This is a genomic window from Ornithinimicrobium humiphilum, from assembly GCF_006716885.1.
GTDB lineage: Bacteria > Actinomycetota > Actinomycetes > Actinomycetales > Dermatophilaceae > Ornithinicoccus > Ornithinicoccus humiphilus.
Genome location: NZ_VFPU01000001.1, coordinates 1,216,488 through 1,241,118 on the forward strand (window position 1 = coordinate 1,216,488; position 24,631 = coordinate 1,241,118).

The window sequence follows — 24,631 nt, forward strand, 5'->3', positions numbered from 1 at the left end:
CGGGTGGCGTCCGGGTTCTCCCCAGGCGGGTAGGGTGTCCTCGGACGCACAACGGTGTGCGCGTGACTGAGCGAGCACGGCAACGAGGCAAGGAGCGCTTGAGAGCGATGGCGGACACGCTGGTCGAACGGTTCTACCACCACGCACCGGTGGAGGACGGCAGGGATCCTGACCAGCGGGCGGCGGTCGCCCGGTCGGTGGCCGAGCTCGCCGCTTCCCGACCCGCCGGCACCGCCGCGGTCCGGGTCCTCAACCCCACCCTGGACGAGCACGGCTGGAGCACCCGTCACACGGTCGTCCAGGTCGTGACCGACGACATGCCCTTCCTCGTCGACTCGGTCACCCACGAGATCCTGCGGCACGGCCTGGTCGTCCAGACGTTGCTGCACCCGCAGCTCGTCGTCGACACCGACACCGGCGAGATCGTCGACAGCGACCCGCGCAACGTCCGCGAGGGCCAGCGCGCGGAGTCCTGGATCGTCGTCGAGACCGACCGGCTGATCCGTGAGGAGGACCGCGAGCAGCTGCGCGCCGACCTCGAGCGCGTGCTGGGGGACGTGCGCCGCGCGGTCGAGGACTGGAGCGCCATGCGCCAGCGGGCCCGGGCGATCATCGCCGACCTGCAGTCGGCCCCGCCCTCGACGGTGGACCCGTCGACCATCCAGCCCACCGTCGACTTCCTCAGCTGGGCGGACGACCACCACTTCACCTACCTGGGCTACCGGGCCTACGACCTCCTCGAGGAGGACGGCCAGCCGGTGCTGCGCTCGGTGCCCGGCAGCGGCCTGGGCGTCCTGCGCGAGGCCCCGGGCGCTCCCGCCACGGTCAGCGCGCTGCGCCCCGAGGCAGCCGCGACGGCGCGCGAGCCGCGCCTGCTGACCGTCACCAAGGCCAACACGCGGGCCACCGTGCACCGCTCCGTCCCGCTCGACTACCTCGGCGTGCGGCGGTTCGACCCGCAGGGGCGCGTCGTCGGCGAGCAGCGCTTCCTGGGGCTCTTCACCCAGAGCGCCTACAACGAGGCCGCCACCCGGGTGCCGATCGTCGGCGCGAAGGTCAAGGAGGTGCTGACGCGGTCCGGCTACGCCCCCGACAGCCACTCCGGCAAGGACCTGGTGAGCATCCTCGAGGGCTATCCGCGCGACGAGCTCTTCCAGGCCCCGGTCGACTACCTGCTCGAGACCGCCCAGGAGGTGCTGCGTCTCCTCGAGCGCCCGGAGGCCCGCGTCTTCGTGCGCAAGGACGAGTTCGGCCGCTTCGTGAGCGCGCTGGTCTTCCTGCCGCGCGACCGCTACAACACCACCAACCGCCTGCGGGTCCAGCACCTGCTGGAGGAGACCTACTCCGGCGAGCTGTCCGACTACGCCACCCGCGTCGGTGACCTGCCGCTGGCCCAGCTGCACTTCTCCGTCCGGCTGCCGCGCGACGGCGAGCCCGCCGGCGTCGACCTCGACGAGCTGCAGGAGCGCCTGCACGCGGTGACCCGCACCTGGCGCGAGAACCTCACCGACGCGGTCGGCGACCAGCTCGACGACGACGCCGAGATCGGCGAGCTGCTCAGCCGCTACGGCGACGCCTTCCCCGAGGCCTACAAGGAGGACTTCGGCGGCCACGACGCCTTCCAGGACATCCAGCGTCTCGCCGAGCTCCACGGTCCCGCCGGGCGCACCCGGCCGCGCCTCTACCGCGACGAGCTCGACGACGCCGCCGAGCGGCGGATGAAGCTCTACCGCGGCGAGGAGATGTCGCTGACCGACGTCCTGCCGGTCTTCGCCCACCTCGGGCTGGAGGTCACGGTCCAGCGGCCCTACGAGATCGACCTGGCCGACGGCACCACCAGCTACGTCTACGACTTCGGCCTGCGCGCCTCCTCGGAGTCGGTGTGGACCGGTGACGAGTCGCGCACCGAGGAGGAGGTCGCCGCCGCCTTCGAGGACGCCTTCACCGCGGTATGGAGCGGGGAGGCCGAGTCGGACCGGCTCAACTCCCTGGTGCTCACCGCCGGCCTCTCCTGGCGCGACGTCGTCATCCTGCGCACGCTGTCGCGCTACGTGCGTCAGATCGGCACCTTCAGCCTCGACTACATCGAGGAGGCGCTGGTCGCCAACCCCGGCATCGCGCGCGCCCTGGTCGACCGTTTCACGACCCGCTTCGACCCCGACCTCGACCTGGACGACGAGGCCCGGGAGAGTCGCGGCGAGGAGCAGCGCGCCGAGATCCTCGCCGCGCTCGACCAGGTGGCCAGCCTCGACCAGGACCGCATCCTGCGCACCCTGGTCGCGGTGGTCGACGCGAGCCTGCGGACCAACTTCTTCCAGCGCACCCCCGAGGGCGGGGCGAAGTCGCACGTGTCGGTCAAGCTGGCCCCGCGCGAGCTGCCGATGCTGCCCGAGCCGCGCCCGGCCTTCGAGATCTGGGTCTACAGCCCCCGCGTCGAGGGCTCGCACCTGCGCTTCGGGCCGGTCGCCCGCGGCGGCCTGCGCTGGAGCGACCGGCGGGAGGACTTCCGCACGGAGGTGCTCGGCCTGGTCAAGGCGCAGATGGTCAAGAACGCCGTCATCGTGCCGACCGGCTCCAAGGGTGCCTTCGTGGCCAAGTCGCTGCCCGACCCCTCGGTCGACCGCGAGGCCTGGCTGGCGGAGGGCAAGGCCGCCTACACGACGTTCATCAGCGGCCTGCTCGACATCACCGACAACCGCGTCGACGGCGCGGTCGTGCCCCCGGAGCGCGTGGTCCGCCGCGACGGCGACGACACCTACCTCGTGGTCGCCGCCGACAAGGGCACCGCGACCTTCTCCGACCTGGCCAACGGCATCGCCCAGTCCTACGGCTTCTGGCTCGACGACGCCTTCGCCTCCGGCGGCTCGGCCGGCTACGACCACAAGGAGATGGGCATCACCGCCCGCGGTGCCTGGGAGTCGGTGAAGCGGCACTTCCGCGAGCTGGGCCTGAACACCCAGGAGGAGGACTTCACCGTCGTCGGCATCGGCGACATGTCGGGTGACGTCTTCGGCAACGGCATGCTGCTCTCGGAGCACATCCGTCTCGTGGCCGCCTTCGACCACCGGCACATCTTCCTCGACCCCGACCCCGACGCGGCCACCTCCTTCCAGGAGCGCAAGCGCCTCTTCGAGCTGCCGCGCTCCACCTGGGAGGACTACGACACGAGCCTCATCAGCGAGGGAGGTGGGGTCTACCCGCGCACCGCCAAGTCGGTCCCGGTGAGCCCGCAGGTCCGCGAGCGTCTGGGCCTCGACGGCGGGGTGGCGTCCCTGACCCCGCACGAGCTGCTGAAGGCGATCCTGCAGGCCCCTGTCGACCTGCTGTGGAACGGCGGCATCGGCACCTACGTGAAGTCCTCCGCCGAGTCGCACGCCGACATCGGCGACCGCGGCAACGACCCGATCCGCGTCGACGGCCGCGACCTGCGCGTGCGGGTGGTGGGCGAGGGCGGCAACCTGGGCCTGAGCCAGCTGGGCCGCATCGAGGCCGCGCTGCACGGCGTCCACGTCAACACCGACGCGATCGACAACTCGGCCGGTGTGGACAGCTCCGACCACGAGGTCAACATCAAGATCGCGCTGACCCCGCTGGTGAAGAACGGCACGATGACCCTCGAGCAGCGCAACGAGCTGCTCGAGTCGATGACCGACGACGTCGCGGCCAAGGTGCTGCGCCACAACTACGACCAGAACGTCCTCATCGGCAACGCCCGCTACCAGAAGTCCGAGATGGTCACGGTGCACCAGCGCCTCGTGCGCTACCTGTCCGAGACCGCCGGGCTCGACCCCGAGCTGGAGTTCCTGCCCGACCGCAAGGAGTGGGAGCGACGCACTCGCGAGGGGCTGGGGCTCACCAGCCCGGAGTTCTCCGTGCTCGTCGCCTACTCCAAGCTGGGCCTGAAGGAGGCGCTGGCCGACAGCGAGCTGCCCGACGACCCCGCGATGACGCAGACCCTGCTGGGCTACTTCCCGGAGCCGCTGCGCGAGGCGGCCGGCGAGAGCCTGCACGAGCACCCGCTGCGCCGCCAGATCGTCGTCAACGAGATCGCCAACGCGATGGTCAACCGCGGCGGGGTGAGCTTCGCCTACCGGGCCGCCGACGAGACCGGTGCGACGCTGGTGCAGATCGCCCGCGCCTTCCACGTCGTCCGGGCGGTCTTCGACCTGACCGGCTACACCGGTGCGGTCGAGGCGCTCGACAACGTCGTGGACACCGACACCCAGTCCGAGCTCTACCTGGAGTTCCGTCGCCTCGTCGACCGGGCGGTGCGGTGGTTCCTCAACAACCGCTCGCTGAGCAGCGGCATGGAGGCCGAGATCGAGCGCTTCGCCGGCCCGGTGCAGCGCCTCTCCGCGAACTTCCGGGACCTGCTGCAGGGCTCGGAGCTGGAGCGCTTCGAGCGCAACAGCGAGTGGGCGCGCTCGCGCGGCGTCCCGGACGACGTCGCCGACGCCTACGCCTCGGCGCTCGACCGCTTCTCGCTGCTGGACATCACCGAGCTGGCCATGGAGCTCGACCGCGACGTCGAGGAGGTCGCCGCGATCTACTTCGGCGTCTCAGAGGCGTTCAAGTTCGACGTCCTCCTCACCCACGTCTCGAACCTGCCCCGCACCGACCGGTGGGCCTCGCTGGCCCGCGGCGCCATGCGCGACGACATCTACGGCGTCATGCGCGGCCTGGCCCGGACGGTGAGCGAGCGCACCACGCCGGGCTCGGCCTCCGTCGACCGGGTGCGGGAGTGGATGCTCGAGAACCGTGAGGCCCTGGCCCGGACCAGCCAGGTGCTGCGCACCGTCGGCGAGATGGAGCAGCCTGATCTCGCCCCGCTGTCGGTGGCGCTGCGCACGCTGCGCGGCCTCGTCCGGCAGGGTGCCGCCGCCGACTGACCGGCCCAGCGACCGGTATGCCGTCGCGCCTCCTGTCCCGGGGCGCGGCGGCATACCCGTGTCCGGGGGCGGTCGGCGCCGGACAGTAGAGTGCCGAGGGTGCCGACGCTGCGTGACACCCTCTCGCGGACGACGCTGTCGCCCGCCGACATCGACTGGCTCCACCGACTCGTCGGCGACTGGCAGATGGTCGCCGACCTGTCCTTCGCGGACCTGACGCTGTGGATCCCCGTGGCGCTGGACGACGAGGACGACCCCCACGCCTCGCCGTGGCTGCTCGCGGCGCACGCCCGTCCCACGACCGGCCCGAACTTCTACCACGACGACGTCATCGGCTCGCCGGCCACGCCCGACCGCGAGTCCTGGCTGGTCCACGTGCTGCGCACCGGCAAGCCGGTCACGCCGGAGGAGCTCGGCTACGTGCGCGAGCAGTACGTCCCGGTGGTGCGCAAGGGACGCACGATCGCGGTGCTCGTGCGCCACACCGACCTGCAGAACATGCGCCAGCAGGGCGGCCTGGAGGTCAACTACCTCCAGATCAGCCAGCAGCTCTTCTCGATGATCGCCGAGGGCGCCTTCCCGATGGAGGGGGCCGCCACCGGCGTCGGGCGCGGCACCCCACGGGTCGGCGACGGTGTCATCCGGCTCACGGCCGACGGGCTCATCGACTACGCCAGCCCCAACGCGGTGTCGGCCCTGCGCCGGCTCGGCCACACCGACCAGGTCAACGGTGCCGACCTCGCCGAGATCGTCACCACCCGGCTGCCGCAGGGCTCGATGGTCGACGAGACCGTGCCGCTGGTGCTCACCGGCCGGGCTCCCTGGGGCGCCGAGATCGAGACCGGCTCGATCAACCTCACGCTGCGGGCCGTCCCGCTGACCCGCGGGGGCCATCGGATCGGCGCGCTGCTGCTCATGCGCGACGTCAGCGAGATCCGCCGGCGCGAGCGCGAGCTGCTCAGCAAGGACGCGACGATCCGGGAGATCCACCACCGGGTCAAGAACAACCTGCAGACGGTGGCCGCGCTGCTGCGGCTGCAGTCACGCCGGCTCGACGACCCCAAGGCCAAGGACGCGCTCGCCGAGGCCGGGCGGCGGCTGGCGACGGTCGCCCTCGTGCACGACACCCTGAGCCAGGGCTTCTCCGAGCAGGTCGACTTCGACGAGGTCGCCACGCGGATCCTGCGCGCCACCGTCGAGGTGGCCTCGACGCGGACGGTCGTGGCCACCGAGCTCACGGGCTCGTTCGGCAAGCTGCTCGCCGAGGACGCCACGCACCTGGCCATGGTGCTGGCCGAGCTGGTGCACAACGCCGTCGAGCACGGCTTCGAGGAGCCCCGTGACGGCGGCCCGGGGCCGGAGGGCCGGCCGGCACCGCGCGTGGTCGTCGAGGCGGTCCGTGGCCGGGTCGGTGCCCAGGACGTCATCGACGTCTCGGTCAGCGACAACGGTCAGGGGCTGCCGCCGGGGTCGGCGGGGCCGGACCGCTCGGGCCTGGGCACCCAGATCGTCGAGGCGCTCATCACCGACCTGCGGGGAAGCATCGCCTGGGAGACGGCGAAGCCGCACGGGACCGTCGTGCGGTTCACCGTGCGGCTTCGGTCGTCATCGGCGGGATGAGGGCGGGCAGGGGGCTCTGCCCTGGCCTGCGGTCCCGCGGCCGTGGGGGGCTGGGCTCAGCTGGCTCGCCGGGCACGCGCCTTGCGGCGCTTGAGCGCCCGGCGCTCGTCCTCGGAGAGGCCGCCCCACACGCCGGCGTCCTGGCCGGTCTCGAGCGCCCACTTCAGGCAGGTGTCGATCACCGGGCAGGTGCGGCAAATGGCCTTGGCATCCTCGATCTGCTGCAGGGCAGGTCCCGTGTTGCCGATCGGGAAGAACAGCTCGGGGTCCTCGTCCAGGCAGGCTGCGCGGTCGCGCCAGTCCATCAGTTCGTGCTCCTTGGGTCTACACGCTCGGGCAGGGGTTCGTCGTGCTGGTCGGCTCCTGCTCGACCAGGGGAGCGGGGACCTCGCCTGGACGGAAGGGGTCGACACGTCTGTGTATCCGTCGCAGCGAGCTCGCCCCGGGGCAAGCCGCATCACGTCTGACCGTGCCAACGCCGGGCGCGAGCACAGTGTTCCCATCGTCCCAGGTGGAACAACCGGGCACAAGGGCAGCCACCTGTGTTCCTCCTGGGAACGGTGAGGTATGGATCACACCACGGGTCCGGTCGCACCGCCCGTCGGAACGGTCCGCGGCGTGCCTAGAGTGGAGCGGTCTGCATCCCCGACCCGCTCAGGAGCATGCCCATGACCCAGGCCACCACCTCGCCGCTCGCGCTCGTCGGTGCGCGCGTCGTGCCCGTCGACGGCGACCAGATCGAGGACGGTGTCGTGCTGCTGCGCGACGGCCGCATCGAGGCGGTCGGCGCCCGCGCCGACGTGACCGTCCCCGACGACGCGACCGTCGTCGACTGCGCGGGCGGCTGGCTGCTGCCCGGCCTGATCGACGCCCACGTCCACCTGGGCGTGTGGGAGGAGGGCGAGGGCTGGGCCGGTCAGGACACCAACGAGATGACCGACCCGGTCATGGCCGCCGCCCGCGCTATCGACGCCATCAACCCCCGCGAGCAGGGCTTCGACGACGCCCTGATGGGCGGTATCACCACCGTCAACGTCAATCCGGGCTCGGGCAACCCGATCGGCGGCCAGGCCGTGGCGCTGAAGACCTACGGCCGCTACGTCGACGAGATGGTGCTGCGCAACCCCTCGGGCGTCAAGGCCGCGCTGGGGGAGAACCCCAAGCGCGTCTACGGCGACCAGAAGAAGACGCCCTCGACCCGGCTCGGCGTCGCTCTCGTGCTGCGCCGCGCCTTCGCCGCCGCCCGGTCCTACCAGGCGAGGGTGACCGCCGCCGACGGAGCGCCGGTCGACACCGACCTCACCAGCGAGATCCTCGTCAAGGTCCTCGAGCGCGAGATCCCCTGGCGCCAGCACTGCCACCGCGCCGACGACATCGCCACGGCCCTGCGCCTGGCCGACGAGTTCGGCTACCAGCTCGTCCTCGACCACGGCACCGAGAGCTACCTGCTGGCCGACCTGCTCGCGGAGAAGCAGGTGCCGGTCCTCTACGGACCGCTCATCGTCAGCCGGTCCAAGGTGGAGGTGCGCGACCGCTCGCTGCGAGCCCCCGGCATCCTCGACCGCGCCGGCGTGCCGGTCTCGATCATCACCGACCACCCCGTCGTGCCGGTGGAGTACCTCATCACCCAGGTCGCGCTCGCGGTCCGCGAGGGCATGGACCGCGACGCCGGCCTGCGCGCCGTGACGATCAACCCGGCCCGCGTGCTGGGCGTCGACGATCGCGTCGGCTCCCTCACGCCGGGCAAGGACGCCGACGTCGTGCTGTGGTCGGGCGACCCGCTCGACCTGCAGTCGCGCGTGCTGCGCACCTATGTCAACGGGGATCAGGTCTACCGCTGGGACGAGGAGCAGGGTCGGGGCGAGGTCACCCCGCGCTGATCCTCCTCGCGAGGCGGCGTCCGGCCGGCCGTCAGTGGCCCGGGGTCACCTGCTCCGGCCGGCCGGGCGCCAGCACGCAGTCCGGGCACAGGCCGTGCCCGGGCAGGCGGTAGAAGACGCAGCAGCCGCTGCGCAGGAAGGCCTCGTCCGGCCGCTGCATCGCCCCGCCGACCCCCTCGGGCAGCGACGCGGGGTCGACGGCACCGCCGCCCCGGGCGACGACCGGGTCGGCCAGCAGCAGCCGGGCCAGCTCCCACGCCCGGTCGGCGTGCTCGGGCCGGGCGGCGGCGAGCACCCGGGCACCCCCGACCAGCGCCGAGGTCGCATTGCTCGTGAGCACCCGGGCGGGCGTGCGGCCGACGGAGGCGCAGGCCGAGACCAGCGCGGCGAGGCTGTCGTCGACGACCACGTCGCGGATCACCGAGGCGGCCTCCGGGAGGTCGTCCACGGCATACCCCCGGAGCGGGTCGGCGACGCCGAGCGGCACCGTGCCCCGGTGGACGGGACTGGCCAGCAGCGAGGCGGAGCCGAGGTCGGGCACCCACCCGTGCAGCACGGCGGAGCCGAGCGCCACCGACCAGAGCCGGGAGGCGAGCCCGACCTGCACCGCCGACACCGCGACCTTGGGGTCGAGCTCGTCGACAGGCAGCCCGTCACCCTCGGCGAGCGCGCGGCGGACGGCGTGGAAGCGCGCCTCGAGCGCGGGGGCCGCCAGGACGTCGGCCCAGGGGAGGGCGTCCGAGCCCGGCGGCGGGGGCGCCGCCAGGGAGAAGAAGCCGCCGAGGCCGGTCAGCCCCGCCAGCGCCTCCCGGGCGCGCGCCCCCGCCGGGGCGTCGGTCACTTCTTCGCGTCGAGCACCGCGCGGGCGGCGGCGAAGCGGGCGATCGGCACCCGGAAGGGCGAGCAGGACACGTAGGTCAGCCCGAGCTCCTCGAAGAAGGCGATCGAGGCCGGGTCACCGCCGTGCTCGCCGCAGACGCCGAGCTTGAGCTCGGGCTTGGTGCGGCGGCCGCCCTCGGCGCCGAGGCGGACCAGGCCGCCCACGCCGTCGCGGTCGATCGACTCGAAGGGGTTCTTCGGGATGACCTCGTCGGCGACGTAGGCGGACAGGAAGCCGCCCTCGGCGTCGTCGCGGCTGATGCCGATGCCCGTCTGGGTCAGGTCGTTGGTGCCGAAGGAGAAGAAGTCGGCGTGCTCGGCGATCTGGTCGGCCACGATCGCCGCGCGCGGCAGCTCGATCATCGTGCCGACCGTGACGTCCAGCTGCTCGCCGGTGGCCTCGAGCTCCTCGGCGACGGCGCGCTCGACGATCTCGCGCTGGGCCTTGAGCTCGCTGGAGTAGGCGACGAGCGGGATCATGATCTCCACGCCGGCCGTCTCGCCCTCGCGCTCCCGGACGGCCAGGGCCGCGCGGATGATCGCGCGGGTCTGCATCTCGGGGATCTCGGGGTAGAGCATGGCCAGCCGGCAGCCGCGGGTGCCGAGCATCGGGTTCTGCTCGTGCAGGCGCTTGACCTGGCCCAGCAGCTGGCGGGCCGCGGCGATCTCGTCGGCGTCGCCGCCGGTGAGCTCGAGACGCTGGACGAGCAGCGACTGCTCCACGAGGTCGGGCAGGAACTCGTGCAGCGGCGGGTCGAGGAGGCGCACCGTCACCGGCAGGCCCTTCATCGCGGTGAAGATGCCCTCGAAGTCCTGCTGCTGCATCGGCAGGATGCGCTCCAGGGCCTCGGCGCGGTCCTCGGCGGTCTCGGCCAGGATCATGTCGCGCACGGCCGGGAGGCGGTCCGCGGCCATGAACATGTGCTCGGTGCGGCACAGGCCGATGCCCTCTGCGCCCAGCTCGCGGGCCTTGGTGGCGTCCTCGTAGGTGTCGGCGTTGGCGCGGACGCCCAGGCGGCGCACCTCGTCGGCCCAGCCGACGATCGCGCTGAAGTCCTCGTTGATCTGCGGCGGCACCAGCTCGAGGGCCTCGCCGTAGACGTCCCCGGTGGAGCCGTCGAGGGTGATGACGTCGCCCTCGTTGAAGACCCGGTCACCGACCGTCAGCGTCTTCTCGCTCGTGCTGATCCGGATGCCCTGGGCACCGGCGACGCAGGGCTTGCCCATGCCGCGGGCGACGACCGCCGCGTGCGACGTCATACCGCCGTGCGCGGTGAGGACGCCCTGGGAGCCGATGACGCCGTGGATGTCGTCGGGGGTGGTCTCGTAGCGGACCAGCACGACCGGCTCGCCGGCGTGGCCGCGCTCGGCGGCGGTGTCGGCGTCGAAGACGAGGGCGCCGACCGCGGCACCGGGGGAGGCCGGCAGGCCCTTGGTGACCGGCGTCTTCCCGTGGTCGGGGTCGATGGCCGGGTGCAGGAGCTGGTCGAGCTGGCTGGGGGCGACCCGCTGCAGGGCCTCCTCGCGGGTCAGGACCCCCTCCTCGACCATGTCGCGGGCGACCTTGAGGGCCGCGGCCGCGGTGCGCTTGCCGCTGCGGGTCTGGAGCAGGTAGAGGGTGCCCTCCTCGACCGTGAACTCGATGTCCTGCATGTCCTTGTAGTGCGCCTCGAGGTCGCGCATGGTCGCCAGCAGCTGCTCGTAGGCCTCGGGCAGGACCTCCTGCATCTCGGCGAGCGGGCGCGGCGTGCGGATGCCGGCGACGACGTCCTCGCCCTGGGCGTTGACGAGGAACTCGCCGTAGAGCTCGTGCACGCCGGTGGAGGGGTTGCGGGTGAAGCAGACACCGGTGGCCGAGGTCTCGCCGCGGTTGCCGAAGACCATCTGCATGACGTTGACGGCGGTGCCGAGGTCGTCGGGGATGTCGTTGGCCTTGCGGTAGACCCGGGCGCGCGGGGTGTCCCAGGAGCGGAAGACCGCGTCGATGGCGCGGCGCAGCTGCTCGCGCGGGTCGGACGGGAGGTCGCGGCCGAGCTCGCGGCGGGCGACGTCCTTGAAGGTGGCGACGAGCGCCTTGAGGTCCTCGGTGGACAGCTCGGTGTCCTGCGAGACGCCGCGGTCGGCCTTGAGCGCGGTGAGCTCGTCCTCGAAGAGGTGCGGCGGGACGCCCTCGACGACCTCGCCGTACATCTGCACGAAGCGGCGGTAGGAGTCCCAGGCGAAACGGGGGTTGTCGGCCTCGGCGCCGAGCACCTCGACGGTCTCGTCGCTGACGCCGAGGTTGAGGATGGTGTCCATCATGCCGGGCATGGAGAAGACGGCACCGGAGCGGACGGAGAGCAGCAGCGGCTTCTCGGCGCCGCCGAGCGTGCGGCCGGTGCGCTCCTCGAGGCGGGCGAGCGCGGTCTGGACGTCGTCCCAGAGCCCCTCCGGCCACTCGCCGTGGGCCTCCATCGTGGCGACGCAGGCCGCGGTGCTCACCGTGAAGCCGTCGGGGACCGGGATCCCCAGACGCTTCATCTCGGCGAGGTTGGCCCCCTTGCCGCCGAGCACGGTGCGCATCGTGGCGTCACCCTCGGACATGTCGTAGAGGTACTTGGTGTCGCTCATGTCGGCTCCGCTCTCCAGTGAAACGTCCGGACCGCCCGGCCCGATGCCGACTTTATCGTCCGGTCGTCACCGACCTCGCGCCGCCTCCCGCCTGCGCTGCACCAGCTCGATGACGCGCCCCGCGGCCTCCTCCAGCGCCAGCGTCGTGGTGTCCACGACGGGGCACCCGAGGCTGCGCTGGATGGAGGAGACCTCGTCGAGCTCGTCGAAGATCTTGACCAGCTCGGTGTAGCCGTCGCGGTGCAGCGAGTGCGAGCCCAGGGCCTTGACGCGGCGCGAGCGGATCTCGACCAGACGCTCGGGGTCGATGGTCAGCCCGACGATCTTCCACCGCTGCACCTCGAAGAGCTGGTCCGGCGGCGCGATGCCGGGCACGAGGGGGATGTTGGCGGTCTTGTAGCCGAGGTAGCCGAGGTACATCGCCAGCGGGGTCTTGCCCGAGCGGCTCACGCCGATGAGCACGATGTCGGCCTCGCGCAGGTGGTTCTGCAGGTGGCCGTCGTCGTTGGCGATCGCGAACTCCATCGCCTGCACGCGCTTGAAGTAGTCCTCGCTGACGCCGACCGGCCGCACCTTGCGCTCCGGGTCCTGGCCAGTGGCGTCGCGCAGCGCCCCCACCGCCTGCTCCAGCAGGTCGGCGTGCGGCAGGCCGCGCTCCTTGCAGAGCTGGCGGACCAGCTGGCGCAGCCCCTCGTCGACGACCGTGGAGAAGACGACGGTTCGCGCCCGGTCGGGGTGCATCCGCGCGAAGGCGTCGTGCAGCCCCTCGGCGGTCGACTGCCGCGGGTGCCGGATGATCCGCACGTCGTAGCCGACGTACTGGGCGGCGGCGGCCCGGGCGACGCGCGCGGCGGTGTCGCCGGTCGAGTCGGCGATGATGTGGACCTCGATCGGGGTGTCCGGCATGGCCGCCAGCGTATGCCGTGCCCGCCACCTCGGGCGGGCCGTGGCGCCGTGCCACACTGCCCCCGTGCCGAGTGCAGCCCCCGATCCCGCAGCGACCGACCGGGTCGGGCACCCCGTCGTGGCGGTCGTGGGACCGACGGCGACCGGCAAGTCGGACCTCGGCGTCGCGCTCGCGCTCGCGCTCGGCGGGGAGGTGGTCAACGCCGACGCCTCGCAGCTCTACCGCGGCATGGACGTCGGCACCGCCAAGCTGCCCGAGGCGGAGCGGCAGGGCATACCTCACCACCAGCTGGACGTCCTCGACGTGACCGAGGAGGCCAGCGTCGCGGCCTACCAGCGTGAGGCGCGGGCCGACCTCGCGGCGGTCCGGTCGCGTGGCGCCGTGCCCGTGGTCGCGGGCGGCTCGGGGCTCTACGTCCGGGCGCTGCTCGACCGCCTGGAGATCCCGCCGACCGACCCGGAGGTGCGTGCCCGCTGGCAGGCCGAGCTCGCGCGGGCCGGCGTCGAGCGGCTGCACGCGCTGCTGGCCGAGCGGGACCCCGCCGCGGCCGCCGCCATCGAGCCGCGCAACGACCGCCGCGTGGTGCGGGCGCTGGAGGTCATCGAGCTGACCGGGAGGCCGTTCAGCGCGACGATGCCCACCCGCGAGCTCGTCGAGCCCACGGTGATCCTCGGCCTGCGTGCCGACCGGCCCGTCCTCGACGAGCGGATCGCCCGGCGGGCGGCGCGCATGTGGGAGGACGGGCTGCTCGACGAGGTGCGCGGGCTGGTCGCGCAGGGGCTGCGGGAGGGGCGCACCGCGTCGCGCGCCGTCGGCTACGCCCAGGCGCTGCGCCAGCTCGACGGGGAGCTGTCCGAGGAGGACGCGATCGCGGACACCGTGGTCGCCACGCGCCGGCTGGCCCGGCGCCAGGAGCGCTGGTTCGGTCCCGACCCGCGCGTCGTCTGGCTCGAGCACGACGCACCCGACCTGCTGGAGCAGGCGCTGGAGATCGTCAGGCGCGGCTGACCCGCAGCACCCGGAAGCCCTTGCTGCTGCCCACCCGGTCGACCGCGACCGGTCCCATGAGGTCCGGCAGGGTCTGGCGCATCCAGGCCTGGAGCGAGTCGGCGCCGAGGTTCTTCTGCACGACGAGATAGGCGGTGCCGTCGGCGGACAGGCGCGGCAGCCAGGTGGTGAGCAGCTCGTGCAGGACCGCCTTGCCCACGCGGATCGGGGGGTTGGACCACAGCAGGTCGAAGGTCGTGTCCGCCGGCACCTGGTCGGCGGTGCCGGCATGCAGACCGCTGCAGCCGAGCAGCTCGGCGTTGCGGCGGCACAGGTCGAGCGCGCGCTCGTTGACGTCGACCGCGTGCACGGTGGCGCCGGGGGAGAGGAGCGCCATCGTCAGCGCCAACGGGCCCCAGCCGCAGCCGAGGTCGAGGAAGGTGCCCTCGGCGGGCGGGTCCGGGACCTCCTCCAGGAGCACGCGGGTGCCCTTGTCGATGCCGTCGGGGGAGAAGATGCCGCCGGCGGTGACCACCTCGACGTCGCGGCCGGCCAGCCGGACCGGGACGGTGCGCAGCTCGGCGTCGGAGGCCGGGCGGGCGGTGAAGTAGTGGTCCGTGCTCACGCGGCGAGTCTAGGCGCGGGCAGAAATCGCTGGCCGCCGACGTTGACCGGTGAGACAGTGGGAGGACCGGTCGGCGAGGCCGCCGGGCGCCACCGCCGACGCACCCCCTCGAAGGAGACCATGACCCACCCGCACGATCCCACCGCCCCCCGCCGCTCGAGCCTGCTGGACCGTCGTGCCGCCGCTCTGGCCGACGACCGGGACGGGGACACCGGCCGGGACGTCGAGGAGTGGGGCAGCTGGGGCACCCCCGCCGACGACGTCGACGGCGACCAGCTCGAGCGCGAGGAGCGCGCCGCCCTCCGACGGGTCCGTGGCCTGTCCACCGAGCTCGAGGACGTCACCGAGGTCGAGTACCGCCAGCTCCGCCTGGAGCGCGTGGTGCTCGCCGGCGTCTGGGCCGACGACGGCCAGACCACCGCCGAGGACGCCGAGAACTCCCTCCGCGAGCTCGCCGCGCTCGCCGAGACGGCCGGCTCGGAGGTGCTCGACGGGCTCATCCAGCGCCGCCTCAAGCCCGACCCCGCGACCTACCTCGGCTCGGGCAAGGCCAAGGAGCTGGCCGACATCGTCGCCGCCGAGGGCGCCGACACCGTCATCTGCGACGGCGAGCTCGGCCCCTCCCAGCGCCGCGCCCTGGAGGACATCGTCCGTGTCAAGGTCATCGACCGCACGGCGCTGATCCTCGACATCTTCGCCCAGCACGCCAAGAGCAAGGAGGGCCGCGCCCAGGTCGAGCTGGCCCAGCTGCAGTACCTCCTGCCGCGCCTGCGCGGCTGGGGCGAGTCGATGTCCCGCCAGGCCGGTGGCCGGGTCGCCGGCGGTGAGGGCATCGGCTCCCGCGGTCCTGGTGAGACCAAGATCGAGCTGGACCGCCGCCGCATCAACACCCGCATCGCCAAGCTCCGCCGCGACATCGCGGCGATGAAGACGGTGCGCGACACCAAGCGCAGCTCGCGCCGCGCCAACAAGGTGCCCAGCGTGGCGATCGTCGGCTACACCAACGCCGGCAAGTCCTCGCTGCTCAACCGCCTCACCGGCGCCGGGGTGCTGGTCCAGAACCAGCTCTTCGCGACCCTCGACCCGACCGTGCGCCGGGCCGAGACCGCGGACGGGCGCGTCTACACGCTCTCCGACACCGTGGGCTTCGTGCGGCACCTGCCCCACCAGCTCGTCGAGGCCTTCCGCTCGACGCTGGAGGAGGCGGCCCAGGCCGACGTGCTGCTCCACGTCGTCGACGGCTCCCACCCCGACCCCGAGGGGCAGATCGCCGCGGTGCACGCGGTGCTCGCCGAGGTGGACGAGGGCGCGGCCCTGCACCTGCCCGAGATCATCGCGGTCAACAAGGCCGACATCGCCGACCCCGAGGTCCTCGACCGGCTGCGCCGCCTGCACGACCGCGTCGTCGTGGTGTCCGCCCGGACCGGCGCGGGCGTGGACGAGCTGGTCGCGCTGGTCGAGGAGGTCCTGCCGCGGCCGGAGATCCTCGTCGACGTCCTCGTGCCCTACTCCCGCGGCGACCTGGTCGCCCGGCTGCACGACGAGGGCGAGGTCCTCGCCGAGGAGCACACCGCCGAGGGCACCCGCCTCTCGGCCAAGGTCGACCCCGAGCTGCACGGCCACCTGGCCGACTACGCGGTCTGACACCCAGGGGTATGCGGTGGCGCGGGGCCCTCGGGCCGGTGCGCCACCGCATACCCTGACCGCATGGTCCGCGTCACCCAGCGTCGTCGCGTCACCCGGCTGACCGCCGACGGCGGCGTCCGGGAGCGGGCCGACACGCTGGCGGGGGAGGAGCCCCTCGAGATCCGCATCGGCGGCCGGCCGCTGTCGGTGACGATGCGCACGCCGGGGCACGACTTCGACCTGGTCGTGGGCTTCCTGCACGGCGAGGGGATCGTCCGCGGCTGGGACGACGTCGCGCAGGTGGACTACCGCTCCGGGATCGGCGCCGACGGGCAGCGCGACTACAACGTCGTCGACGTGACGCTGGCCGAGGGCGTGGCCCCGCCGGACCCGTCGCTGGAGCGGCACGTCTACACCTCCAGCTCGTGCGGCGTCTGCGGCACGTCCTCGATCGAGGCGGTGCGTCGTGTCGGCGTCCACGACCTGACCGCGGACGCGGTGTCCCACCCGCTCGCCGAGCTGCTGGCGCTGCCCGACCGGCTCCGGGAGGGGCAGGCCGTCTTCGAGCGCACCGGCGGCGTCCACGCGGCCGGGCTGTTCGTCCCCGGCGACGACGGGCTGACGCTGGCCTGCCTGCGCGAGGACGTCGGCCGCCACAACGCCGTCGACAAGGTCGTCGGCGCGGCCCTGCGCGAGCTCGGCACCCCGCTGCGCGGGGCGGTCCTGCAGGTCTCCGGCCGGGCGTCCTTCGAGCTGGTGCAGAAGGCGGCGATGGCGGGCGTGCCGGTGCTGTCGGCGGTCTCCGCGCCGTCGTCGCTGGCCGTCGAGCTCGCCGAGGACGTGGGGATGACGTTGCTCGGCTTCAACCGCGGCACCTCGCTCAACGTCTACACGGGGGCGGCGCGGGTGCGCTGACGCCCCGTCCCTGGTTTCTGCGCGCCGACGGGGCGCGCCGGGACCCGGACAGGCGCAGAATGGGCAGATGGGCACCTCCACCGTGCCGCGGCGGACCGCTGCGGCCCTCCCGCCCGAGCGGCGGACACCGGGTCCGGCCGCGGCGGCGCTGTGCGGGGTGGCGGCGACGACGGCGACCCTCGGCGTCGCCGAGCTGCTGGCCGGTCTGCTGCTGCGGCTGACCGGGACGGCCGGCACGCCATCGCCGCTCCTGGCGGTGGGTGGCACCTTCGTCGACCGCACGCCGCCCTGGCTCAAGGACTGGGCGGTGGCGACCTTCGGCACCGCCGACAAGCTCGTGCTCGGCGTCGGCATGGGGGTCACGCTGCTCGTCGTGGGTGCGCTGGTGGGCGTGCTCGGCCGGCGCTCGCCCTCGGCGGCGACCGCGGTCTTCGTCCTCGTGGGGCTGGTGGGCGTCGCTGCCGTGGCGTCGCGTCCCGGCAGCGCCTGGACCGACGTGCTCCCGACGCTGCTCGGGCTGCTCGTCGGCACGTGGGTGCTGCGGTGGGGGCTCCAGCGGCTGGCGGCGGAGGCCGCGCCCGGCGGCGGGGCACCGTCGGAGGTCGACCCGTCCCTCCTCGTCGAGGAGCCTGGCGCGCCCAGCCGCCGCGGCGTCCTGCGGGCCGTGGCCGGCGTGGGGGCCCTCGGGGTCCTCGGCGTCGTCGCCGGGCAGGCGCTGGCTCGCACCGGCCGGGCCGCCCGGGACGTCGTCGCGGCCCTCGGCCTGCCGGTCCCGACGCGCACCGTGACGGTGCCGCCCGCCGCCCTCTCGACGGTGCCCGGCCACACCCCCTTCGTGACCCCGACCGACGACTTCTACCGGATCGACACCGCGCTCTTCGTGCCCCGCGTCGACGCCGCCGGCTGGCGGCTGCGGGTCACCGGTCTCGTCGAGCGGGAGGTCGAGATCGACCTGGAGGAGCTGCTCGCCCAGGAGCACGTCGAGGCGATGGTGACCCTCACCTGCGTCTCCAACTCCGTCGGCGGCGGCCTGGCCGGCAACGCGGTCTGGACCGGCTGGCCCGTCCGGGACCTGCTGGCCCGAGCCGGCGTGCGGCCGGAGGCCGACATGGTCCTCTCCCGCAGCGTCGACGGCTTCACCGCGGGGACGCCGCTGGAGGTGCTCACCGACGACCGCGACGCCCTGGTCGCCGTCGCCATGAACGGCGAGCCGCTCCCGCCCGAGCACGGCTATCCCGTGCGCCTGGTCGTGCCGGGGCTCTACGGCTACGTCTCGGCGACCAAGTGGGTGACCGAGCTCAAGGTGACCCGCTTCGACGCCGACGAGGGCTACTGGACCCCGCGGGGCTGGTCGGAGCGCGGCCCGATCAAGACCGCCTCGCGCATCGACGTGCCCCGCGGCGGCAGCGTCGAGCCGGCCGCGGACGGCACCGTGACCGTCGCCGGCGTCGCGTGGGCCCAGCACCGCGGCATCACGCGCGTGGAGGTGCGGGTCGACGACGGGGAGTGGGCCGACGCCGAGCTGCTCGCCGAGCCCACCGTCGACGCGTGGCGGCTGTGGCGCTGGGCCTGGCCGGCCGAGCCCGGCGACCACGTGCTCACGGTGCGGGCGACCGACGGCGACGGCGAGGTGCAGACCGACCGGGTCGCGGCGCCGGCGCCGGACGGCGCCAGCGGCTGGCACACGGTGCGGGTCGAGGTCGCCTGACCCTCTCCTCGAGGACGGCAGCCGTCCGGATGTCGTCCTAGCCTCGGGGTATGCGGTCTCCCCAGCGTGAGCGTCTCGCCCCCGACCAGGTCGAGGTCGTGCCCGCGACCGGCCGCTTCGACGACGTGGCCCGGATCGTCGGGCCGTCCGTGCCGGGAGGGTCCGCCTGCTGGTGCCTCTCGCACCGGCTGCGCAGCGCCGAGCTGAAGGGCCCCGACGGCGAGGACCGGCGGGAGGAGGTCATGCGCGGGCTGTGCGCCGGGCCGGTCCCACCGGGTTTCCTCGCCTACGTCGACGGCGAGCTGGCCGGCTGGGTGGGGGCCGCCCCGCGGTCGTCGATGAGCTATGTGGCGTCGTCCTCCAAGCTGGTCCGCGCGCACGACGACGAGGCGTGGGTGGTGATCTGCCTGCGGATCCTGCCCGCGTTCCGGCGACGGGGGCTGACCCGGCTGCTGCTCGAGGGCGTCGTGGACGCGGCCCGCCGGGCCGGGGCCGACGCGGTCGAGGCCTATCCGGTCGACCCCGAGGGCGGCCGCGTCGACCAGTCGATGGCCTACGTCGGGCTGGTGGGCTGGTTCGAGGACGCCGGCTTCGCACGGGTCCTCCGGACGGAGGCGACCAGCGCCCGGCTGCCGCGCTGGCTGGTGCGGCGCGAGCTCTGAGGTCCCCCGCCCCGCGCTGTGGAAGGAGGCGCTCGCAGCGTGCGGCACCGCATACCCTGAACGCATGCCGTCCGTCCCCGACCTCGACACGCTGCTCTCCGCCGCGGTGGCCGCCGTCGGTGGCGCCGAGCGCCCCGGGCAGGTGCGGATGGCCCACGCCGTCGAGCGCGCCGTGGAGACCGAGGAGCACCTGCTCGTGCAGGCGGGCACCGGCACCGGCAAGTCGCTGGCTTACCTCGTGCCGGCGATCGCCCACGCGATGCGCACCGGCAAGCCCGCCGTGGTCGCCACCGCCACCCTGGCGCTGCAGGCGCAGATCGTCGACCGCGACCTGCCCCGCATCGCCGACGCGCTGGCGCCGCTGCTCGGCCGGCGACCCACCTTCGCGCTGGTCAAGGGCCGGTCCAACTACCTGTGCGAGCACAAGCTCGTCGGCGGGTTCCCGGACGAGGACGAGGACACCCTGCTCAGCATGGGCAGCGTCGACCGCGAGCGCTCCCGGCTGGGGGAGGAGGTGCTCCGGCTGCGCGAGTGGGCCGAGATCACCGAGTCGGGCGACCGCGACGAGCTCGTGCCGGGCGTGAGCAACCGCGCCTGGCGGCAGGTGTCGGTCACCGCGCAGGAGTGCCTGGGCGGGCGCTGCCCGGTCGTGGCGGAGTGCTTCGTCGAGCGTTCGCGCGAGGCGGCGCGCGACGTCGACGTCATCGTCACCAACCACTCGTTCATGGCGATCGACGCCTTCGAGGGGCGCTTCATGCTGCCCGAGCACGACCTGCTCATCATCGACGAGGCGCACGAGCTGACCGACCGGATCACCTCGACCGTGACCGACGAGCTCACCTCCGGGTCCGTCTCGGTGGCGGCCAGGCGGGCCGGTCGGGGCGACGCCGCGGGTCGGCTGGCCGAGACCGTCGACCTGCTCGCCGACACCCTGGCCGACCTGTCCGAGGGGCGGGTCGTGCACCTGCCCGAGCGGCTGACGACCACCCTGCAGCTGGTGCGCGACGCGGCGCGCGACACCCTCTCCGACCTCAAGCCCGAGAAGGGTGCCGAGGTGGACGGCGGCACCCAGCTGGCCATCGCCTCGGTCGAGGAGGTCCACGACACCGCGGGCCGGATCCTCGAGCAGCGCCAGCTCGACGTGGTCTGGCTGACCCAGGACCTGCGCCGCGGCCCCGTGCTGCGCGTCGCGCCGATGAGCGTGGCGATGGCGGTCCGCGACAAGATCTTCACCGACCGCACGGTCGTGCTCACCTCGGCGACCATCGAGCTCGGCGGCACCTTCGACGCCGTGGCGGGCACCCTCGGGCTGCGCGGCCCGGGGTCGCCGCGGTGGGAGGGCCTCGACGTCGGCTCGCCGTTCGACTACCCGCAGCAGGCCATCGCCTACGTCGCCGCGCACCTGCCGCCGCCCGGCCGCGACGGCGCGGCGCCGGTCGTCTTCGACGAGATCGAGGCGCTGGTCCGTGCGGCCGGCGGGCGCACCCTGGGCCTCTTCAGCTCCCGGCGAGCGGCCGAGGCGGCCGCCGAGGAGATGCGCCGCCGGCTGGCCGACGACGACATCCCGGTGCTCTGCCAGGGCGACGACCAGATGCCCACGCTCGTGCGGCAGTTCGCCTCCGACGCCCGCACCAGCCTCTTCGGCACGATGTCGCTGTGGCAGGGCGTCGACGTGCCCGGCCCGGCCTGCCAGCTCGTCATCATCGACCGCATCCCGTTCCCGCGGCCCGACGACCCGCTGTCCTCGGCCCGCACCGAGGCCATCGCCAGGATGGGTGGCAACGGCTTCATGGCGGTCTCGGCGACGCACGCCGCGCTGCGCCTCGCCCAGGGCGCCGGGCGCCTGGTGCGCCGGGGGGACGACCGCGGGGTCGTGGCCTTCCTCGACTCGCGCATGATGCGGGCCCGCTACGCCCCCTTCCTGCAGAAGTCGCTGCCGCCGTTCTGGCCGACCAGCGACCGCGCGCTCGTGCTGCAGGCCCTTGAGCGCCTCGACGCCATCGCGCCCGAGGTCGTGCCCGTCGCGGCACCGGCCGCCCGCGGTCTCGGCGGCGCGCCGCTCACCTCGCCCGGTCCCGTGCCGGTCGCGCGCTCGCCCCGCACCGCGGTCACGGGGGGCCACGCCTGGACCGACGACCAGGACGAGGAGCTGCGCGACGGGCTCGAGGCCGGCGTGACCGTCGAGGAGCTGGCCTCCCACCTCGAGCTCGCCCCCGACCTCGTCACCGCCCGCATCAACCAGCTCGGCCTGGAGGTCCCCGCATGAGCGACGACGCCACCCCGCCCGACGGCACGTCGACCACCGACCGCCCGATGTGGCACCTCGCGGAGGTCGCCCACTGGGAGGAGGCGCAGCGCGTGGGTCGCTACGAGCGCTCGACGCGCGGGGCCACGCTGGCCGAGGTCGGCTTCATCCACGCCTCCTACCCCGAGCAGCTGCCCGCGGTGGCCAAGCTCCTCTACTCCCGCGTCGCGGAGCCCCTCGTCGTGCTGGAGATCGACCCGGCCGTGCTGGCCCGGGAGGGGGTCGAGGTGCGCGTGGAGCCCGGCGACCCGACCGACCCGGGCTCGCCCCTCTTCCCGCACCTCTACGGACCGCTGCCCGTCTCCGCGGTCACCCGCACCCGGCCGGCGGCGGTCGAGAAGGGCTGGCTGGACCTCGGCCCCTGGGAGAGCGCCCAGGGCCCCGAGCTGTCGGACGGCGATGGCAGGGTGGTCACGTGAGCGCACCGGAGCTGGCCCTCGTCACCGGGCCGGAGGAGATCCTGGCCGAGCGTGGCGTGGCCACCGTGGTCGACGCGGTGCGCGCCGTCGAGCCCGAGGCCGAGGTCGTCCGCCTGCACGCCTCCTCCTACTCGCCCGGAGAGCTCTTCGTGCACGCCAGCCCCAGCCTCTTCGGCGGCTGGACGATCATCGTCGTCCACGACCTCGACGAGGCCGACGACGCGCTCGTCGACGACCTGCTCGGCTACCTCGCGCAGCCCGCCGACGGGGTCACCCTGGTCGTGCGGCACAAGAGCGGCAACCGCGCCAAGAAGGTGCTCGACACCCTGCGCAAGCGCGACGCCCGCGTCATCGAGGCCAAGGCCCTCAAGACCGAGGCCGACAAGCACGGCTTCGTCAAGAAGGAGTTCAAGGACGCCCGGCGCCGCATCACCGAGGAGGCGGTCGCCGCCCTCGTGCTCGCGGTCGGCAAGGACCTGCGCGAGCTCGCCGGCGCCTGCGAGCAGCTCGCCCGCGACGTCGAGGGCGTGATCGACGTCGACGACGTCACCACCTACTACGGCGAGCGCGTCGAGACGACCGGCTTCAAGGTCGCCGAGGCCGCGCTGGCCGGCGACGAGGCCACCGCCGTCCGCCTGTTGCGCCACGCCATGCTCGGCGGCCTCGATCCCGTGCCGATCGTCGCGGTGCTGGCGATGCAGCTGCGCCAGGTGGGCAAGGTGGCCGCGGCCGGCCGGGGGAGCAGCGGCTCGCTGGCCCGTGACCTCGGCATGGCTCCGTGGCAGGTCGACCAGGCCCGCCGCGTCGCCCAGGGCTGGGACGGCGTGCGGCTCGGCCGCGCGATCCAGGCGGTGGCCCGCGCCGACGTCGACGTCAAGGGCGGCCTCCGCACCGAGTCCGCGGTCCGGTCCCCGGAGTACGCCGTCGAGCGGGCCGTGCTCGAGGTGTGCCGGGCGCGCAACGGCTGAGGAGCCGCGGACGCCCGCCGGCCGGGTCGAGGCTCGCGTCCGCGGACCGTCCCGTGACGTGCCCCTGCCCGGGGCGGGCCGGGCCCGCCCCGGGCAGGGGGCTTCGGGTGCTGCGTCGCTGCGGTCAGTCGGCCGGCAGGTTGCTGCTCGTCGCCGTCGGGCGGGTCTGCTCGCCCGACCGGGCCGCTGCGTCGCGGGCCGCCTCCGACGTCGAACCCACCACACCGCGCAGCTCGTCCTCGACCGAGGGGTTCACGGCGACCTCACCGCCGACGATCGTGACCAGCGGGAACGGCCAGCCGCCGACGAGACGCTCGATCTCGCTGAGGACCCCGGCCGGCACTGCGTCGGGCCGGGTCAGCGCCACTCCGGCGCCGGTCCGGGCCGCGACCGGCACCGAGGAGAGCGAGTCGGGGAAGTCCTCGCCCGAGGCGACCAGCACGCGTCCCTCGGACGGGAACTGCGCGAGGATCGCAGCCGCGGTCCCGTAGCGGTCGGCCCCCGCCCAGCGGGTCACCGGGGCGCCGCCCGCGGCCTCCGTGAGCACCTCGTCCGAGATGGCTTCCGTCCCGCCTGCCGCATAGACCTCGTCGAAGTCGATGGTGGCCAGGGCCGAGGCGGTCGCCGAGGGCACGCTCCCCGCCCGGACGAGCAGCAGCGGCGCCTGGTGGCGAGCTGCCAGGGCGCTCAGGACGAGCCCGTCGGGGAAGTCCTCGCCCGAGGCGAGGAAGACCTCCGGCGTGCTGTCCTGCAGGACCCGTTCGCCGATCTCCGCGGCGGTCGCCCAACGGTCGGCCCCCGCCACCCGCTCCACGGTCGCCGCGGGCAGCGCCGCACGGATGTCGGTGAGCACCTGCTCGCTCAGCGCCACGGGACCGCCGATGACGTGGACCGTGGAGGGCGAGAGCCGCTGGAGCTCGTCCCGCGCGGCGGCCGGGAGGCCTCCGGGGTTGCTCAGCAGCAGCGGGCCACCCAGCTGGGCGGCCCAGGGCGCGGCGGCCAGGGCGTCCGGGAAGGCCTTGCTGGACGCCACGAGCACGGTGTCGGCCGTGACGAACTTCTGCTGCGAGAGCATCGCCGCGGTCTCGATCCGGGTGGGCCCGCCGATGCGCTCGACGTCGAAGCTGCACGGGCCGTCGACGTCGTCTGGGAAGTACGGGTCCTCGGCGGCGAGATAACCGATGTTCTCGCCGGCCGCGTCGGCCTCGGCCAGGACGATGCCGACACCCGGGGCGCCCCCTCCGTAGGTCCCTACGAAGGAGAGGAAGGTGGTCAGCGACACCGTCGTGCCGACCTGGACCTCGCGGACCCGGAAGTCCTTCAGCTCACCGTCGTCCCACACCTCGACCCGGATCTTGTCGAAACCGCCCCCGTCGTCGGTCACGCCGGTGACGGTGCTCGTCACGACGTACTCGTTGCGGCTGCAGTCCGCGTTGATGAACTGCACCCCCGTGATCGCGTAGCTCTCGAGCGTCGCCGCCAGCGCTGCGGGCGTCGCCAGCAACCCGGCCACCCCCGTGGCCATCGCGGTCAGCGCTGCGCTGCGCCGCCGCATACCCCGTGCATGCATCGGTCAGTCCTTCCGGTACGGATGTGCGCCCGCGGTGGGCGTCACCGGTGAGGAGGGCTGA

Annotated in this window: 17 protein-coding genes; 11 read left to right on the plus strand and 6 right to left on the minus strand. The window is 73.7% G+C overall.

The annotated features are described in order from the left end of the window. Positions 1 to 107: 107 nt before the first annotated feature. Together FB476_RS05650 and FB476_RS05655 are read left to right on the plus strand one after the other, a co-directional pair. Positions 108 to 4,889: an NAD-glutamate dehydrogenase gene (locus FB476_RS05650; RefSeq protein ID WP_141817915.1), complete on the plus strand. Its 4,782-nt coding sequence runs from the start codon at positions 108 to 110 to the stop codon at positions 4,887 to 4,889. A 99-nt stretch (positions 4,890 to 4,988) separates the two neighbouring features. Continuing rightward, a complete protein-coding gene (locus FB476_RS05655; RefSeq protein ID WP_141817916.1) occupies positions 4,989 to 6,509 on the plus strand; it encodes a sensor histidine kinase in 1,521 nt (506 codons plus the stop codon). A 56-nt stretch (positions 6,510 to 6,565) separates the two neighbouring features. Here FB476_RS05655 and FB476_RS05660 read toward each other — a convergent pair whose 3' ends face one another. Beyond that, a complete protein-coding gene (locus FB476_RS05660; protein WP_141817917.1) occupies positions 6,566 to 6,814 on the minus strand; it encodes a WhiB family transcriptional regulator in 249 nt (82 codons plus the stop codon). 363 nt (positions 6,815 to 7,177) lie between these two features. Here FB476_RS05660 and FB476_RS05665 point away from each other — a divergent pair, with 363 nt between their 5' ends. Further along, the gene (locus tag FB476_RS05665; protein ID WP_141817918.1) at positions 7,178 to 8,389 is read left to right on the plus strand and encodes an amidohydrolase; all 1,212 of its coding nucleotides are present in this window, start codon (positions 7,178 to 7,180) and stop codon (positions 8,387 to 8,389) included. Between the two features lie 31 nt (positions 8,390 to 8,420). Here FB476_RS05665 and FB476_RS05670 read toward each other — a convergent pair whose 3' ends face one another. From FB476_RS05670 to FB476_RS05680, 3 genes are all read right to left on the minus strand, one after another. Then, entirely contained in the window at positions 8,421 to 9,230 is an 810-nt protein-coding gene (locus tag FB476_RS05670; protein WP_141817919.1) for a (2Fe-2S)-binding protein, read from the minus strand. Continuing rightward, a complete protein-coding gene (gene ppdK, locus FB476_RS05675) occupies positions 9,227 to 11,878 on the minus strand; it encodes a pyruvate, phosphate dikinase (protein ID WP_141817920.1) in 2,652 nt (883 codons plus the stop codon). The genes FB476_RS05670 and ppdK overlap by 4 nt, the downstream gene beginning before the upstream one ends. 66 nt (positions 11,879 to 11,944) lie before the next feature. Next, positions 11,945 to 12,784: a pyruvate, water dikinase regulatory protein gene (locus FB476_RS05680; protein ID WP_141817921.1), complete on the minus strand. Its 840-nt coding sequence runs from the start codon at positions 12,782 to 12,784 to the stop codon at positions 11,945 to 11,947. 64 nt (positions 12,785 to 12,848) lie between these two features. On the opposite strand from FB476_RS05680, the gene miaA reads away from it, so the two are divergent. After that, positions 12,849 to 13,793, plus strand: a complete 945-nt coding sequence (miaA, locus tag FB476_RS05685; RefSeq protein ID WP_238329564.1) for a tRNA (adenosine(37)-N6)-dimethylallyltransferase MiaA — start codon at positions 12,849 to 12,851, stop codon at positions 13,791 to 13,793. On the opposite strand, the gene FB476_RS05690 is transcribed toward miaA, so the two are convergent. Continuing rightward, positions 13,780 to 14,397 carry a class I SAM-dependent methyltransferase gene (locus tag FB476_RS05690; protein ID WP_141817923.1) on the minus strand — a complete coding sequence of 206 codons (618 nt, stop codon included), beginning with the start codon at positions 14,395 to 14,397 and terminating at the stop codon, positions 13,780 to 13,782. The two genes, miaA and FB476_RS05690, sit on opposite strands and share 14 nt — an antisense overlap. A gap of 120 nt (positions 14,398 to 14,517) precedes the next feature. Between FB476_RS05690 and hflX the strand changes: the two genes are divergently transcribed. From hflX to holA, 7 genes are all read left to right on the plus strand, one after another. Beyond that, positions 14,518 to 16,041 (plus strand): GTPase HflX, encoded by a 1,524-nt coding sequence (gene hflX / locus FB476_RS05695; RefSeq protein WP_141817924.1) that lies wholly within the window; start codon positions 14,518 to 14,520, stop codon positions 16,039 to 16,041. A 63-nt stretch (positions 16,042 to 16,104) separates the two neighbouring features. Further along, entirely contained in the window at positions 16,105 to 16,938 is an 834-nt protein-coding gene (gene fdhD, locus FB476_RS05700; RefSeq protein WP_141817925.1) for a formate dehydrogenase accessory sulfurtransferase FdhD, read from the plus strand. Between the two features lie 67 nt (positions 16,939 to 17,005). Beyond that, entirely contained in the window at positions 17,006 to 18,646 is a 1,641-nt protein-coding gene (locus FB476_RS05705) for a molybdopterin-dependent oxidoreductase (RefSeq protein WP_141817926.1), read from the plus strand. A gap of 50 nt (positions 18,647 to 18,696) precedes the next feature. Continuing rightward, positions 18,697 to 19,308, plus strand: a complete 612-nt coding sequence (locus FB476_RS05710) for a GNAT family N-acetyltransferase (RefSeq protein ID WP_141817927.1) — start codon at positions 18,697 to 18,699, stop codon at positions 19,306 to 19,308. Positions 19,309 to 19,372: 64 nt separating this feature from the next. Continuing rightward, complete coding sequence (locus FB476_RS05715) at positions 19,373 to 21,574, plus strand: ATP-dependent DNA helicase (RefSeq protein WP_141817928.1); 2,202 nt, start codon at positions 19,373 to 19,375, stop codon at positions 21,572 to 21,574. Beyond that, complete coding sequence (locus FB476_RS05720) at positions 21,571 to 22,032, plus strand: DUF952 domain-containing protein (protein ID WP_141817929.1); 462 nt, start codon at positions 21,571 to 21,573, stop codon at positions 22,030 to 22,032. The genes FB476_RS05715 and FB476_RS05720 overlap by 4 nt, the downstream gene beginning before the upstream one ends. Further along, complete coding sequence (gene holA, locus FB476_RS05725) at positions 22,029 to 23,000, plus strand: DNA polymerase III subunit delta (RefSeq protein ID WP_141817930.1); 972 nt, start codon at positions 22,029 to 22,031, stop codon at positions 22,998 to 23,000. The genes FB476_RS05720 and holA overlap by 4 nt, the downstream gene beginning before the upstream one ends. Positions 23,001 to 23,124: 124 nt before the next feature. Here holA and FB476_RS05730 read toward each other — a convergent pair whose 3' ends face one another. Continuing rightward, positions 23,125 to 24,570, minus strand: coding sequence for a cell wall-binding repeat-containing protein (locus FB476_RS05730; protein ID WP_141817931.1), 1,446 nt, complete (start codon positions 24,568 to 24,570; stop codon positions 23,125 to 23,127). Positions 24,571 to 24,631: the final 61 nt, after the last annotated feature.